The following is a 15713-nucleotide window of genomic DNA, read 5'->3' on the forward strand; positions in this document are numbered from 1 at the left end:
AATCGCCGAAGCGGCCGATTGGACAACGAACGGGAAACATTAGCTCCTGCTTTGAATTCCTCCTACCATCCTTCATCAAACCTTATCATAAGGCTGCATTTGTCTATGCTAGAATGATCTTGCATACCGAGATGTGCAAAAATTACCAGATAGGAGATGAGTTTAATGAAAGCTAGCTATGCCCTGCTTCGTCTGTTCTTAGCTTCCGCTTTAAGCTTCAGCGTTCTATTCTCCGGTTTCAATCACGCACCGCAAGCTCATGCGGAGGGCCCGGCTGACCCGGCGCCTCAAATCCTGCACGTCGGCACGGCAAACGGAAAGAAAGTGCTCTTCGATAATACGCATGGCCAAACGGCCGGCGCGGCGGATTGGGTCATTGACGGGGCGTTCTCCGATTTCGGGAATGCTTTGGCCAATCAGGGTTATGATGTCAAAGAATTACGCAAAACAACGCCGATCGTCCTTAGCGACCTGTCCGGCTATGACGTCTTCGTTATCGGGGAAGCGAACGTTCCTTACAAAACGTCGGAGCAAACGGCGATGGTCCAGTATGTGCAAAACGGCGGCAGTATTTTCTTTATAGCGGATCATTATAATGCGGACCGGAACAAAAACCGCTGGGATTCCTCCGAGATATTTAACGGCTACCGCCGCGGAGCCTGGGCGAATCCCGCGCAAGGGATGTCCGCGGAAGAAAGCAATTCCGCAGCGATGAGCGGCGTGGCCAGCTCCGATTGGCTGGGTACAAATTTTGGCGTCCGCTTCCGGTACAACGCTATCGGCAACGTAACCGCTAATCAAATCGTTGCTCCGTCGCAAGCCTTCAATATAACGTCCGGCGTATCTACGGTAGCCATGCATGCCGGTTCGACGCTAGCCATTATCGATCCGAATAAGGCCAAAGGGATTGTATACCTGCCTCCTACTACGGCAAAATGGGGCAACGCAGTCGATCAAGGCGTGTATGCCGGAGGCGGCACAGCCGAAGGTCCTTACGCTGCCATAGCCAAGGTGGGCGCCGGCAAAGCTGCTTTCATCGGCGATTCTTCTCCGGTAGAGGACGCGACGCCTAAGTACAAACGGGAAGAAACAGGCGGCACCAAAACAACCTACGCGGGCTTTCAAGAACAAAACGACGCTACGCTTCTCGTCAATATCGTAAACTGGCTTTCAGCGAAAGAAAGCTATACGAGCCTGAATCAAGTCAGCGGCTTGACGCTTGACCAGCCTACGCCGTTATTGGCGATGGAAAATCCGCAGACATCAACCGAACCGCAGAGCGAGCCATGGGCCGCTCCGGCGGCAGGCTACAAATGGTATGATTCTTCAACGTTCAAATCGGGTTCGTACGGCTACGGCACAACTGGCGGAGATCCTGGAGGAGGAGGCGTTTCGGGAATCTTCTTCTCGGAATATATCGAAGGCAGCAGCAACAACAAAGCGGTTGAAATATACAACGGCACGGGTGCCGGCATTAGCTTGGCCGGATATTCCGTTAGCTCGTCGAATACCGGAACGGCGATTAACTTAAGCGGAACATTGGCGCATGGCGATGTTTATGTCGTCGCGAATTCAAGTGCGGACGCAGGTATTTTGTCGCAGGCAGACTTGCTGACCGGTAACCTAAGCTTTAACGGCGACGATTCCGTCACGCTGAGCAACAACGGAACGGTTCTCGACGTTATCGGTACCGCGGGCAACTCATTTGGTACGGATAAGACGCTTGTACGAAAAGGAACGGTCAGCGCCGGCTTAACCGCTTACGATGCCGCACAATGGACGGCTTATGCGAGCAATACCTTTTCTTACCTCGGCAGCCATACGGGCACGGCGCCTGCTGCCGCCATGATTCTGAATGAAGCCTTCGAGAATGGCAGCAAAGGTTCTTACACGGCGGGCAACGTCACTCTAGCGACAGGCTCATGGAACATGGATAACGCATTGATCGGCAACCTGAGTACGGATAAGAAGAACGGGCTGCAGGCTGCCCGCATCCGGTCGGCGGGTTCCATCACCATGAACTTCAATGTGGCGGGTGCGAAAACCGTGAAGATCAGTCATGCAAACTTCTCTACGGATACCGGCGCAGCGTGGAAACTGCAGAAATCAATAAACGGCGGCTCGAGCTGGACCGATGTGACGGGAACCGTCACAAGCTCTTCTTCCCTAGCCGTCCAAAGCATCACCGTAAACGAGACTGCCGGCGTTCGCTTCCGCATACTCGTATCCGGCACAGCCGGCAGCCGGATCAATATCGACGATGTTCAAATATTCAACTAAGGCTGCAATAGTAAAGTTCAGGCATGTTTATGCCTGAGCTTTACTTTTTATAAGCCCGGTATTCCTCCTATACAGCCAGAATCCGGCCAGCGCGGTTAGCGCAATAGGAATTAAGCCCGAAGTCGGCATTACCAAATATTCATTCGCTTCGGGTACGGCCAGGTAATTTTCCAAAAATAAAGTGTCCAGAAAGGAGTTTCCTACCGTGTGCATGATCAAAGCGGGCCATACGCTTCTCGTCATCACCCATATTTCCCCGAATACGACGGACAAAGCAACAACCCCGATTAACATTCGCGGAACAAACGTGATCATGCTTTCGCTCGTATGCATAATGGCCGCCGTATAAGGGATATGCCACGCGCCCCAAATCAATCCGACGCCAATATGAACGAAGATCCTGCGGGATCCGGTCGAGAACAGTTTCGGAGCCAGGTAGCCTCTCCAAGCAAATTCTTCAAACATATTTTTTATAATGCCAGGCAGGAGAGCCATCCCAAACGCGGCGAGAAAAGACGAAGACAAATTCGCTGCATCCAGCCACTTCAGGTTATGACCGATCAAGGCAATTGCCGCAGCCAATATAGGGAAGAACAACAAGCTCGCCGCGTAGGGGAAGAAATTCCGCTTTATATTCGGCTTGATCCCGAAATCCTTCCAGCCGTCTCCCCTGAACGAACGGAGAATGATCACCGTAAGAAGCGGCGACGCAATCCAGATCAGCATGCCAAGACTGCCGTTGTCATCCGTTCCGGCTTTCAAATCGACAAGACGGCCTATCCATCCGCAGCTTAATGCAATAAGTGAAAAAATAGCGATATGCCTCAGCGTTTTCTTATCGTTCGTTCTTTCGTTCATGAGCACCATCCTGTCCCGCTTCTTTTTTGACTTGCATGAAATAGTTCTCGTACCACTCATTCAAAAAAACATAATAATCCAAGCCAAATTGCAAGGTGGCCATTCGGCTTGCTATTTTGCCGGCATCCATCGATTCCTGAATCTTCTCCAACTGTTCGAGCGACATTCGTTTCATCATCGTCATTGTTGCGATCACGGACTTAATCTCTTGCAGGTACTGCCCGATCAATTCAATCTTCCGCTCCGGTTCCACATAATGAAAGAAAAACATCTTCACCAGAGCCGGATCTCTCGGTTTCTCCAATTCGATCGCTTGAGAAGCCCATTGAAAGAACGCCTCCTTCCCTTCCTCCGTTATTTGATAGACCTTCTTTGCTCTTTCCCCCTGATAGGTTTCGGAAAAGGTGACATGCCTGTTGTTCATCAGCTTCTTCAGAGCGGGCTGAATACTGCCTTGGCTCGCATTATAAAAATACCCCGTGCTTTTCTCCATCGTTTTCTGCAGCTCGTACGAGGATTTATCCCCGTCCATGAGCAGCCCTAAAATGATTTTATCCTGCATAGCTCCTCCATTTGTTTCTTGTAGATATGTCTTGTAGATATATAATGCGTCATTTATCTATAGATGTCAATAGTTGGATATGGGTTAGATTTGATTTGATCCCTTAAGTACAGTTAAAGCTGCAGAAACAAGCAGAAACGCCTGTCGGCGTCCTTGTCAGAGGACGAAAACCGTTTTGTGGAGAATTCTAAGCGCATATAAGTAAATCTTAAAAAATCTTAGAATTGAACAAAGTCGCCTCTCGGCAGCCCTGGATTGTTGAGATAAAGCGAAGAAAGTCAGCCTAGTTTAAAATTTTGAAACAAAATGATATTATTTAAGCTGAAATGTGGAATTAATTTCAAACTTTGAGCCTAAACAACGGAAGACGGTGATACGATTTACGAATTGCTGGTATAGTTTCAATATTCGAAACTAAACGGCTGCGAAATCGATTGTCATCGAAATTTATTTCAGTTTTTGACACTAACTTTAGGTTCTTGCTACTCATGCGCTTATCCCCGACTATAAACCCAGCTTCAGCTTATTTACATTCGATGCAACTCCATAAATTCCTAAAGACTCAAAAAACAGGACCGGTCCCTCAACGGGCCCGGTCCTGTTCTTTACCTGTTTGATTATTTGAAATACAACGCCAAATGCTCCGCCGCCTTCACGACTCCCTGGCGCTCCGCTTCGATGGACCCCCAATAGCGGTGATCCTCCAGCTCAATGCTGACGGCTCCGCGGTAGCCCATACGTTCCAACCGGACGGCCACCTGATCCCATTTCACCTGACCGTGGCCGGGAATCGTGTACCTCCACGACCCTTCGGAGAAGCCGTATTTCGCGCCGAACGTTGCGGACAGAACGCCGCACTCGTACAGCTCGTCATGCAGGATCTCCGTGTCCTTGCCATGGCAGTGATTAATCCGTTCGCCAAACTCCGTTAACGCCCGTAAATAATCGATGCCGAGCCGCACCAGATGGGACGGATCGTAATTCAAGCCGAAATGCTTGGACGGAATCGCTTCGAACATCGCGCGCCACATTTCCGGCGTACACCCGATCGTCGGGTAGTGAGGCTCCGGTCCCGGCCAGCCTTCGATGGCGATATAGATGCCCTCACGCTCCGCATGCCTGACCAGCTCCGGGAACGTATCCTTCCAGATGGCGAAGGTTTCTCGGCGGGGGACGCTGTGGTCTTCCGGCACGAGACACATGAACAACACCTTGCCGCCCAGCGAAGCAGTCTCCGTCATATGTTTCTTGGCCGCCTCCAGCGCAGCCGCCCGGCGCGAATCGTCCTTGCTCAGCAGCTGCCCCGTCTGTACGGCATCGACGGAACCGATCCCGATTCCGGCTGTTTCGCAGATCCGTTTCACTTCCGGCGTAAGCTTCGGCACGTCCAGTACGTCCAGCTTCACGCCGGCCGCCCATTGCGCTGCCTTCTCTATACCTTCGGATCCGATCTTCGGCGGAATCCGCATACCTAATTTGAAATTCATATGGATGATATCCTCCTAAAGGTTTACGTAGTAAACCAACTTCGAAAGCATAGGCTTAAGTTTACGAAGTAAACTTGCATCGTAAGCATGAGCTTAGGTTTACGTAGTAAACCAACTTCGAAAGCATAGGCTTAAGTTTACGAAGTTTGCTAACTTTTAATAAGGCTTATAGCCTGCGGCCTGATAGATCATCTCCGTGAGACCAACTACTTTTTTTGCGAAAATGCCTGGAACGAGTACTTCATGGCGACCCATAATCGCGTCGATGAAGCTCTTGTCCTGATTCGTCGTCTGCTTCGGCAGCTCCGGAATAATCGGCTCCTGCTTCAAACGACGCAGCGTAATTTTGCCGTTATCGTAAAAAATACCGCCGTCCTCGCCGCAAAAAATAAACGTTTCATGCCAGCACGGCGCGTATCCGATTACGTTTAACCCGGCTACGGCGCCTTCGGCAAAGCGGATCGACGTGAAGGAGTCGATCTCTACGGGCGCCCCCTGCTGATGAAGCTGCGGCTTCACCTCGACCGGCGTGAGGCCCGTCGTCCACAGCAGCACGTCCACGATATGGCTGCCGGAATCCATGAGCATTCCCCCGCCCGACAGGCTTGGGTTCTGCCTCCAGGAGCCGACCGTGCCCTGCTTCCATTCCTGATAGAGCGTAGCGTTAACCGAGGTCAGCTTGCCGATGACTCCATCGGCTATAGCCTGGCGAATATAGAGAAATTCCGGCTGGAAATGCCGCTGGTACGACACCTGCAGCAGCTTGCCCGCTTTTTCGGCGGAAGCAATCAATATGTCCGCTTCTTCGGAGGAGCAGGTCATCGGCTTCTCGATTAGAACATGGCACCCGCTTTCCAGAACGTCCATCGCTTGCTGAAAATGAAGCGTGTGCGGGGAGCAGATAACGACCGCATCCAGACCGCCTTGCTCCAGCATGGCTTTGTAATCGTCAAATTGCTTTACGCCCTGCAGCTCAAACTTCGAAACAAAATTGTCCCGGACGGCGGGATTCGTATCCGAGATCGCAACGATCTCGGCCTCATCCAATTCCAACAATTGCCTTGCGTGCCACTGGGAGATGCCCCCGGTTCCTATGAACCCTATTCGAACTTTACTCAATATTCTTACCTCCTTTAAACTACATCCCTATTACTTATTTAATAGTGAAAACAGATATTCCTAATTTTACCTCTATCGGGCCCGACTGTATTTGTAGAAATAAGACCTGTTTTTGTATTATCCGGACATGCGTTATACCGTAAGTTAAGCGGTTCCATTTCTCCCGCAGCGCAATAAGAGCCAGTCTATTCGACTGACCCTAACTTTGGTATACTATTCCTGCACAATGGAACGGCTATATGGGCGGTCGGCTAATCCTCCGGGAAAGGAGGATGATGCCATGTCGGTATTCGAAGCACTTACGCTTATGATTGCGTTCGCGACTCTCGTCTTACTGATTAAGAAAGAAAAATAGACCGCCCCCAGGAAAGGTCCGGTCTATTCGTTGGACTTGCTTATCCGATAGCCACCGCCCTTAGAGCGGCTGTTGTGCGGGAGCCGTGTTACAGCACGGCTCCTTCATTTATCCTAATCATAACATGGCGATTTTATTCGCGCAATTGCGGATTGCGCCCGGCCTAGGGATCGGGAATTTATCTGCTTGTTTTACGCCCCTGTTGTCCCCACTCGGACCTCGGCTTTCGCGCAGGGTTTGGCTTGGATGAGGCAGCTTTGGCAGATTGAGCGGATTTGGCGGGTTTAGCCGTTTTAGCAGCCTTGGCAGCTTCTGCCGATGATCGTCCGGCCTCTGTCGGCATACCCGCAATGAGCATCGGATAAGGGTGGTCTTCAACCACGGGAATCTTCTTTCCGATCAGCTTCTCAATCACCTTCAGGTACGGAAGCTCCTCCTCTTCGCAGAAGGAGATCGCGGTCCCGCTAAGCCCCGCCCTGCCTGTCCGGCCAATCCGATGCACGTACGTTTCCGGAATATTGGGCAGGTTGAAGTTGATCACATGGGAAAGCTCATCGATATCAATCCCTCTTGCCGCGATATCCGTCGCTACCAGCACGCGCGTTACGCCGCTCTTGAAATTGCTGAGTGCGCGCTGGCGGGTATTCTGGGACTTGTTGCCATGAATGGCCTCGGCGGATATATCCGCTTTCGTTAATTCCTTCACGACACGGTCGGCCCCATGCTTGGTTCGGGTGAACACCAATACCGAAGCAATGGATTTGTCCTGCAAAATAAGATTTAATTGCTTCTGCTTGTTCTCCTTCGCGATCTTATAAATCGATTGCTTGATTCTGTCTACGGATGCAGCCGCCGGCACGATATTGACTTTCACCGGATTAACCAGTAACGATTTCACCAAATTGGCGATTTCCGGCGGCATCGTTGCCGAGAAGAACAGCGTTTGTCTTTTCTTCGGCATTTTCGCGATGATCCGCTTCACATCATGAATAAAGCCCATATCCAGCATTCTGTCGGCTTCATCCAGCACGAGAATTTGGATATGCTGCAAATCGATTTGTTTCTGATTCACCAGATCGTTGAGCCGGCCCGGCGTTGCAATCACAATATCCGTGCCTTGATGGAGCGCCCGCTCCTGCGCCTTCTGCGAAACGCCGCCAATAATGACCGAACAGCGCAACCGCGTAAATTGGCTATAGGCCACCATGTTCTCATAAATTTGAATAGCCAGCTCTCTTGTTGGCGTTAATATCAAGGAGCGAACTCGGCGCCCTGAAGGAGAACTGCTCTGATGTTTACTTAACAGCTGGACAATCGGCACCGAAAATGCCGCTGTCTTCCCCGTTCCCGTCTGGGCGCATCCAAGCAAATCCCGGCCTTCTAAGATGGCTGGAATCGACTGCTCCTGGATCGGCGTCGGTGTCGTATAGTTTTCTTTCGTTAAAGCTTTTAAAATTTCAGGCATTAGGTTCAATGTATGGAATGTCATTTTTTCTCCTTTATCTAAACAGCACTTTATATCATAACAAGTAATAATAACACAATATCCCGATGAAACGGAGCTTTATTTGAAAATAGGGCTGTTTTACTTCTCTGTCCGCTAAAATGTATACTAATGTCATAACGGATTAGGAGGTACTGCCCTGTGAGCTATGAGACCTATTTTCAGAACAAAAGAGAACGGCATCTGGAAGAGCTGAATGAGTTTCTTACGATACCGAGCATCTCGGCTTTGTCCGAACATAAGCAGGATATGATCAAGGCTGCGGAATGGGTAGCTGCCAAATTGGAGACGGCCGGTCTGGAGAAAATCGAGATCATCCCCACCGATGGACATCCGATCGTCTATGCCGAGCATATCCATGCTCCAGGCAAACCGACGGTGCTTATCTACGGCCATTATGACGTGCAGCCCGTTGATCCGCTGCACCTCTGGAAGACGCCTCCGTTCGAGCCGGCCATCCGCGACGGCAAGCTGTACGCGCGCGGCGCAACGGATGATAAAGGGCAGCTTTTCCTGCATGTGAAGGCGATTGAAGCGTTATTGGCAGAAGAAAACAAGCTGCCGGTCAACGTGAAGTTTTGCATAGAAGGAGAAGAGGAGATTTCAAGCCCTCATCTGCCGGCCTTCATGAAGGCCCATGCGGACAAGCTGGCGACGGATGTTGTCCTGATCTCGGACACCTCGCTTCTTGCCAAAGGAAAACCGGCGATTTCCACGGGCTTGCGCGGATTATGTTCTCTGGAAGTAACGGTAACGACCGCCAATACGGACCTTCATTCGGGCAGTTTCGGCGGCGGCGTTCCGAACGCGCTGCACGCGCTGGCGGCCCTGCTCGCATCCCTGCATGATGACCAAGGACGAGTCGCGATTGACGGCTTCTACGAAGGCGTGCCCGAGCTGTCCGCGGACATGCGCGAAGAATTCCTGAAGCAAAATCATAACGATGAACAATTAAGAGCCGCTCTCGGTCTCGAAGCTTTGTACGGAGAAGAAGGCTACTCCTTTGTCGAGCGGACCGGCGCAAGGCCGACGCTTGAGCTGAACGGCGTGTGGGGCGGATTTCAAGGCGAAGGCACGAAGACCGTCATTCCGAAGGAAGCGCATGCCAAAATCACCTGCCGCCTCGTCGGCGACCAGGACCCGGCTAAGACTTTGGATCGGATCTCGGCTCATCTGGAGTCCCATGTCATGCCTGGGGCAAAGCTTGCCATTAAGCGCGGCGAACAAGCCCGTGCGTTCAACATGGACCCGTCTCATCCCATGCTTCAGAAGGCGGCGGATGCCTATGAGCAGGTATACGGCACTCGCGCTCTATTCACGAAGGACGGCGGATCGATTCCGATTGTCGAGACGTTCTCCCGTATCTTGAAGGCTCCCGTCGTCATGATGGGCTTCGGCCTGCCGGACGAAAACCTGCATGCGCCGAACGAGCATTTCAATCTGGAAAACTTCGACAAAGGCTTGCTTACGATCGTTACATACTTGAAGCAGCTTTAAACACCGGCCCCAAAAATACAGCGGCAGCCCAGGACTTGATCAGTCCTTAAGCTGCCGCTGTTTGCGTTGCCTTCCTGTGTGAAGGGAAGCGGATACAGCGATAATAGCTTTGTATCTTATTTAGCAGGAAAAGCTCCCGCTATTTTCTCGGATTGACGGCTGCTTCACCATATTAGCCGGAAAAACTCCCGTTATTTCGACGCATTCTGATTGATGTGCGATGAAGTGGCCGAATTAGAAGGAGATATTCCCGTTAGAATCCTTCCAAAACAGATTCCAGGTATTTTAACGGGAGGATTTCCCTCTGATGCGGATGCGGATACGTATACAAACCGGAATAAGGACGAATGCGATCGGGCCTCTGGTACTGAGGCACATGCGGTGTCCAGCCAATGGAACCGAGGCACATGCGGTGTCTAATTGAAGGTAAGGCATCATTCGCAAACCAAAAGGCAGGTGGGCTTCGCAACCGCGACGCTCACCTGCCTTTTTGAATGGATATGAATTATTTATTAAATAGGAAAAGACAGACTTTCCTGTCTCGATATTTTCCTATAAACTTGAAAAGCCAAAATAAATTAAATAGGAGAATAGCCATGAATCGACAAAAAAAAATTGTCATCATTGAGGATGAAAAAGATATTTCACGCATTCTAAGAGACTATTTAACTAAGAACAATTATGAAGCTGCCATTGCCGGAACCGGGCAGGACGGCTTGAAAATAATAGATCTGCTGCAGCCTGATTTCATCATTCTCGATATCATGCTTCCGGACATGGACGGGATCGATCTCTGCCGCGAAATTCGCGAACGGAGTAATGTGCCTATCCTGATCCTGAGCGCGCGGGGCAGCGATACGGATAAGGTGCTGGGGCTTGGCTTCGGTGCCGACGATTATATGACGAAGCCGTTCTCGCTAAGTGAATTACTAGCCCGCATCAACGCTCACTTCCGCAGATACGATAGCATGGCATCCGCTCCATCCCTGGACCCGGATACCTTACGCTTTGGAAGGCTGGCAATTGATAAAAAAGCTTATAAAGTCACAGTAGACGGCGAAGAGGTTTCTTTGTCCGCCAAGGAATTTGAGCTGCTCTATCATTTAGCTAGCCACAAAAACCAGGTATTCACGAAAGCACAGCTGCTGGATGCGATATGGGGATATGCCAACTACGGAGATGAAAATACAGTAACCGTTTATATCCGGCGGCTGCGAGAAAAGCTGGAAGCGGACCCGTCAAGTCCCGTTTATCTTAAAACCGTGTGGGGCGTTGGATATAAATTTAGCGTAAACTAAAGAATGCGATCGGAGATGACACATGTCTTTAAACAACTGGTCAACCAAATGGCTGACAGCCGTCCTGCTTCTTCTTGTTTTACTGACAGGCAGCAGCACGTATTTGCTCTTATACAGCTTATCCAACGATAATGAACCCTCCTCCAGCTATGTCATTAATCAAGTTCGGCTAATCGTCAACCCTCTTATGCTCTATCTGGAGCAAAATAGCGGTCGTATCGGAACGGATGAGGTACAAGCCGAGCTCAAGAGATTGACAAACGATAACGGGATTCATCTGGTATATGCGCAATTGGACGGAACAGTTCCCTTCCGTTCAACATCTTCTTTCCTGCCTAGGGAAATAAACGCCAACCGCTCGCTCCATTATGATCTTTATTCGGCCAAGCAAGAAGACGGGTTATTCAAAATCGCTTTTCCCGTCATAGACAAGGATTCACAAATGCAAGTAGGAAATGCTATATACCTCCTGCCCGAAAGCAAGGTCTTTCTGCCTAAATCCTATAATCGCCCGATCCTCTCCTTCCTTGTAATCGTTTTTTCCTCCCTTTTAGCAGTCATTTTGCTTATTTCCATGAGATATAAAATCAAACATCATTTTATATCGCCTATTCATCAGCTCAAGCATCATGCGGAAGCGATACTTAAAGGAAAATATGAGGAGAAGACCATGTATGCAGGCATGAATGAAATGGGCGATTTATTTGCGATGTTTGATCAGATGAGGATAGAAATCATGTATTTGAGTATCCAAAGAATGAAGCAGGAGAAGGCGCAAAAGGAGCTCATCACCAATATCTCGCATGAAATCAAAACGCCGATCACGACCGTCAAAGCCTACATCGACGCTATACTCGAGGGCGTCTGCTCCGATACGGAGGGAATATTGGAGTATGTCGAAATCATGCGGACCCATACCGACAAAATGGCCAGGCTGGTGGAGGATCTCATCCTTCATGCCCTGCAGGATCTGGGTCAAATTACCGTCGAGCCTCGTGAGCAGTATAGTCAGGAAGTACTCCAGAGGATCTTAAAGCCAATTGGCCATTATGTGCGCACGAACGGTTTGTCCTACATAGAACCAAAGGAAATTCCCAATGTGCTGATCCCGATCGATGCCGTTCGCATCGAGCAGGTCATCTCCAATTTGGTGTCCAATGCGCTGAAGCACTCCTCTCCCGGCGACTCCATCCGGATTGAAGCAGAACTTGATTCAGGAAAGCTGAGGATCACCATCGCAGACACAGGCAGAGGCATTCTGCCTCAGGATATGCCGTTTATATTCGATCGTTATTTTAGAGGCCACGCCGATGAAGGCAGCAAGGCATTCGTACAGGCAGGCACCGGACTCGGCCTTTCCATCTGCAAGACGATTATCGAAGCGCACGGCGGAACGATTTCCTTCGCCAGTAAGCAGGACCTGGGAACGACCTTTCACTTTACTCTGCCTTTATGTTAGTTCCGTCAGTAATAGTTTATTAATAACTTGATAAGCCTTTTTAAAGATCGGGGGGGTACACTTTTACTCATATAAAAATCGGGAGTGAAGAAGTATGGCCAAGAAAACGATTATCCGCGCCAAAAATCTTAGCAAAACCTACAACACCGGAAGCGAGCAATATCATGCGATTCGAAATCTTGATCTGGAAATCTACGAAGGGGATTTCACGGTCATCATGGGAAATTCGGGTTCGGGCAAATCCACCCTGCTTTATCTTCTCAGCGGACTGGATAACGTGACGGCCGGAGAGGTTTACTTTCGTGACCAGCGCATTGACAATTATAACGAGAACGAGCTTTCCGACTTTCGCACGAGAAAAATAGGCTACATCTATCAGAGCATCAACCTGGTTCCAGACCTGTCTATCTTGGATAACATCTCTTTGCCCGCCTATATTGCGGGTCAGAAGAAAAACAATGTGAAAGCAAAAGCGATCGGACTGATGAAGGCAATGGGAATCGAAGGGCAGAACACCCGCCTACCCTCGCAAACCTCCGGAGGCCAGCAGCAGCGTGCAGCGATTGCCAGAGCTTTGATCAACTCGCCGGACATCGTCTTCGCAGACGAACCGACAGGCAGCCTGAACTTTGAGCACGGCAACGCCGTCCTCGATATCCTGACCAAGATGAACCGCGATGGACAATCCGTCGTCATGGTTACTCATGATTTGAAAGCCGCGTGCAGAGCGGATCGGCTGATTTTTATTCGAGACGGCAAAATCGGCGGAATTCTCGAGTTTGACAAATACGATGGCCGCCACACGAAAGACAGAGAATCCATGATCTTTGCTTTTGTTTCAGGGAAGGAGTGATCCGCATGGCTGCCATATGGACACTTTGCTCGTCCTATCTCAAGAAAAGCAAAATACAAAACCTGTTCATCACTTTGCTCATCCTATTGTCTACCTTGCTGGTCGCAACAGCGACCATTATTATTGCCAACACAGGCAATTTGTTCTCCGATATGCACAACCGGACCAATGGATCGCACCAGATTCTGACGCTGGAGAAGGAGCTGCATGATCCGCAGTCTGTTCATCAATGGTGGGAGTCACAGCACGGGGTCGATGTATCAAAGCTGCTGCGCTATCGCACATTATCCGGAATTACCTATAAAAACAATGACATCCCTAATCTTTATCTGTATATGATGAATACGCCCGAACCGCCATTTGTGGTCGATGAACTTGTTTTTGCAAAGGGCGTCCAAAGCGCAACGCCTGCGAGCGGAACGGTATGGATTCCTACCTCCATGGCAAATTCCATAGGGATAGCGGTTGGAGATACGGTTGGCTTTAATACTGGCTCCGAGCACCTGCAGCTGCAGGTGTCCGCCATCGTTGTCGACGTCCCTTATGGCGCACCGTTCACAAATACGGCCCGTATCTGGATGAACAACCAGGACTATCAGGAAAAAATAACGCCGCTGCCCGGAAAAGATTATTACCTGATCGGACTCCGATTTGATGACTACAGCAGCAATCCGAGCTATTGGGAGCGCTTCGCAATAGAGCTTGGCAGCCCATTCCTTGAAACCAAAATGGAGTTTGAGGGCATGTCCTCCTTCTACCTGATTATTAACAAGATTATTGGCTTCATTATGATTTTCCTCGGACTGGTTATGATGCTGATCGCTCTGATTACCATTGGCTTCACCATTTCCGATGCCATTCTCGCCAATTATAAAACGATAGGCGTACTCAAATCATTGGGTCTGACCTCGCGCAGCATGATCGGCACCTATGTCATTCAATATACTTTTCTGTCCTTCATTGCCATAATTCCCGGCCTTGCTCTAAGCACCATTCTTTCCAAGATCATTATTAACCTTTCGGTCTCGTCTCTGAAGACGGAGAATGCGGAGCTTGCCATAAAGGGATTAAGCGCGGCTATGCTTGTCGGACTTCTGCTATTCGGATTAGTTATTCTGTTCGTCGTTTTTTATGCGAGAAGAGCCCGCTCCGTACAGCCCGTGCAAGCGATCCGTTACGGCATGTCCGAGATGGAAAGCAGCAAGATAACGAAAAGATTGAATGCTGCAGGCACAAGCAAAATCGGGTTTGGAAGCCTGCCCGTCATCGCCGTCATCGGCCTGAGAAACCTGATCAAAAACAGGAAAGGCTCAGCACTCATGCTGGTATTGACGATGATGGCTTCCTCCGTGCTCGTACTCGGGTTCGTCGTACTGAACAGTATTATCGGCATTCAGCAAACCGCTGCCAAGTGGGGCTACGATTCCGCCAACATAGCAGCTATGGTCATCAATAAAACAACCTTCTCCCGCGCTGATTTCGAGCGCACCCTGTCTGCCGATTCAAGAATAAAGGACAAGGGATGGCAGAGTAATCTGACCGGGATCGTGAGCACCGAGCCGCTGCCCGGCAATGATTCAGCAAGCAGACAGCCTTTAAGCATTTATTTAAGCGTCTTAGATGGGGACTATGAGCAGATGGGCTTCGAGACCGTGACCGGCTACAATCCGCGTTACAAGAACGAAATCGCCTTGGGCGTGAACGTGGCGAACACCTTGAATAAGGAACTGGGCGATATCGTCGACGTGTATATCGCTGGCAAGAAGCAATCCCTACTCGTCACGGGTATTTACCAGGCCATCGCCAATTCTTCTTATTCCGCACGGGTTACGATTGATGCCGTAAGAACCGTAAATCCGTCTTTTAACGACATGGATGTGTCCTTTATTAACGTGCAGGATATCTCGCAGGCCGATGCCGTTGTGAGCGATCTGAATGCAAGATTCAAGGATTCCGCTTCCGTCGTGACCCAGAAGACACTGCTGGATTCCGTCTTCAAGGAGGCCTCAAACATGCTCATCTACCCATTGAGCTTGATGGGACTGCTGTTTATCATCGTCACCTTCATTATTATTTACAGCACCTGCCGCATTAACATTCGAAAGGAGAGCAGAACCTATGGCATTTATAAGTCAATCGGGATGACCTCCAATCGAATCCGATTCTCCATTGCGCTTGGCATAGCGGCTTTATCGGCTCTGGGAGCGCTGCTTGGTATCCTCATCGGCGTATATTTGCTGCCTGTCCTCCTCGAGAGCGTTCTTGTCAGCTACGGCATTGTGAAATTGCCGGTCATCCTTAATTGGGGCGGAATTCTGGCTATTGCATCCGTAAGTGTCTTCTCTGCCGCTCTTGGTTCGTGGGCATCATCCAAAGTGATTCAGAAAGCTTCACCACGCATTCTGGTGGTCGAATAACGGCTGTTTCACCCATGCCTAAAA

Annotated in this window: 12 protein-coding genes; 7 read left to right on the top strand and 5 right to left on the bottom strand. The window is 49.9% G+C overall.

Annotated elements, in window-relative coordinates; translation table 11 throughout:
* Window positions 1-165: 165 nt before the first annotated feature.
* Window positions 166-2280, top strand: coding sequence for a lamin tail domain-containing protein (locus H581_RS37410; RefSeq protein ID WP_084134768.1), 2115 nt, complete (start codon window positions 166-168; stop codon window positions 2278-2280).
* 27 nt (window positions 2281-2307) lie between these two features.
* Here the strand turns inward: H581_RS37410 and H581_RS35245 are convergent, their stop codons facing one another.
* From H581_RS35245 to H581_RS0124165, 4 genes are all read right to left on the bottom strand, one after another.
* Window positions 2308-3138 (bottom strand): CPBP family intramembrane glutamic endopeptidase, encoded by an 831-nt coding sequence (locus H581_RS35245; protein ID WP_051251331.1) that lies wholly within the window; start codon window positions 3136-3138, stop codon window positions 2308-2310.
* Complete coding sequence (locus tag H581_RS0124155; RefSeq protein ID WP_028612245.1) at window positions 3116-3700, bottom strand: helix-turn-helix transcriptional regulator; 585 nt, start codon at window positions 3698-3700, stop codon at window positions 3116-3118. The genes H581_RS35245 and H581_RS0124155 overlap by 23 nt, the downstream gene beginning before the upstream one ends.
* Before the next feature lie 617 nt (window positions 3701-4317).
* On the bottom strand, window positions 4318-5187 hold the full coding sequence (locus tag H581_RS0124160; RefSeq protein WP_028612246.1) for a sugar phosphate isomerase/epimerase family protein: 870 nt from the start codon (window positions 5185-5187) through the stop codon (window positions 4318-4320).
* A 156-nt stretch (window positions 5188-5343) separates the two neighbouring features.
* Entirely contained in the window at window positions 5344-6306 is a 963-nt protein-coding gene (locus H581_RS0124165) for a Gfo/Idh/MocA family protein (protein WP_028612247.1), read from the bottom strand.
* A gap of 280 nt (window positions 6307-6586) precedes the next feature.
* On the opposite strand from H581_RS0124165, the gene H581_RS39760 reads away from it, so the two are divergent.
* The gene (locus H581_RS39760) at window positions 6587-6661 is read left to right on the top strand and encodes a putative holin-like toxin (protein WP_220271120.1); all 75 of its coding nucleotides are present in this window, start codon (window positions 6587-6589) and stop codon (window positions 6659-6661) included.
* A 178-nt stretch (window positions 6662-6839) separates the two neighbouring features.
* On the opposite strand, the gene H581_RS0124170 is transcribed toward H581_RS39760, so the two are convergent.
* A complete protein-coding gene (locus H581_RS0124170) occupies window positions 6840-8150 on the bottom strand; it encodes a DEAD/DEAH box helicase (protein ID WP_028612248.1) in 1311 nt (436 codons plus the stop codon).
* A gap of 156 nt (window positions 8151-8306) precedes the next feature.
* Between H581_RS0124170 and H581_RS0124175 the strand changes: the two genes are divergently transcribed.
* From H581_RS0124175 to H581_RS0124195, 5 genes are all read left to right on the top strand, one after another.
* Window positions 8307-9662 (top strand): dipeptidase, encoded by a 1356-nt coding sequence (locus H581_RS0124175; RefSeq protein WP_028612249.1) that lies wholly within the window; start codon window positions 8307-8309, stop codon window positions 9660-9662.
* Window positions 9663-10258: 596 nt separating this feature from the next.
* The gene (locus H581_RS0124180) at window positions 10259-10960 is read left to right on the top strand and encodes a response regulator transcription factor (protein WP_028612250.1); all 702 of its coding nucleotides are present in this window, start codon (window positions 10259-10261) and stop codon (window positions 10958-10960) included.
* Between the two features lie 22 nt (window positions 10961-10982).
* Window positions 10983-12419 carry a sensor histidine kinase gene (locus tag H581_RS0124185; RefSeq protein ID WP_028612251.1) on the top strand — a complete coding sequence of 479 codons (1437 nt, stop codon included), beginning with the start codon at window positions 10983-10985 and terminating at the stop codon, window positions 12417-12419.
* Between the two features lie 94 nt (window positions 12420-12513).
* Window positions 12514-13272, top strand: a complete 759-nt coding sequence (locus H581_RS0124190; protein ID WP_028612252.1) for an ABC transporter ATP-binding protein — start codon at window positions 12514-12516, stop codon at window positions 13270-13272.
* 5 nt (window positions 13273-13277) lie between these two features.
* Window positions 13278-15689 carry an FtsX-like permease family protein gene (locus tag H581_RS0124195; RefSeq protein WP_028612253.1) on the top strand — a complete coding sequence of 804 codons (2412 nt, stop codon included), beginning with the start codon at window positions 13278-13280 and terminating at the stop codon, window positions 15687-15689.
* Window positions 15690-15713: the final 24 nt, after the last annotated feature.

The organism is Paenibacillus harenae DSM 16969 (assembly GCF_000422465.1).
Taxonomy (GTDB): Bacteria; Bacillota; Bacilli; order Paenibacillales; family Paenibacillaceae; genus Pristimantibacillus; species Pristimantibacillus harenae.

Bases quoted from the DNA above. Each gene is read 5' to 3' on its own strand.
- H581_RS0124155 (WP_028612245.1), bottom strand. From the start codon at position 3,700: ATGCAGGATAAAATCATTTTAGGGCTGCTCATGGACGGGGATAAATCC.
- H581_RS35245 (WP_051251331.1), bottom strand. From the start codon at position 3,138: ATGAACGAAAGAACGAACGATAAGAAAACGCTGAGGCATATCGCTATT.
- H581_RS0124180 (WP_028612250.1), top strand. From the start codon at position 10,259: ATGAATCGACAAAAAAAAATTGTCATCATTGAGGATGAAAAAGATATT.
- H581_RS0124195 (WP_028612253.1), top strand. From the start codon at position 13,278: ATGGCTGCCATATGGACACTTTGCTCGTCCTATCTCAAGAAAAGCAAA.
- H581_RS37410 (WP_084134768.1), top strand. From the start codon at position 166: ATGAAAGCTAGCTATGCCCTGCTTCGTCTGTTCTTAGCTTCCGCTTTA.
- H581_RS0124185 (WP_028612251.1), top strand. From the start codon at position 10,983: ATGTCTTTAAACAACTGGTCAACCAAATGGCTGACAGCCGTCCTGCTT.
- H581_RS0124170 (WP_028612248.1), bottom strand. From the start codon at position 8,150: ATGACATTCCATACATTGAACCTAATGCCTGAAATTTTAAAAGCTTTA.
- H581_RS0124160 (WP_028612246.1), bottom strand. From the start codon at position 5,187: ATGAATTTCAAATTAGGTATGCGGATTCCGCCGAAGATCGGATCCGAA.
- H581_RS0124190 (WP_028612252.1), top strand. From the start codon at position 12,514: ATGGCCAAGAAAACGATTATCCGCGCCAAAAATCTTAGCAAAACCTAC.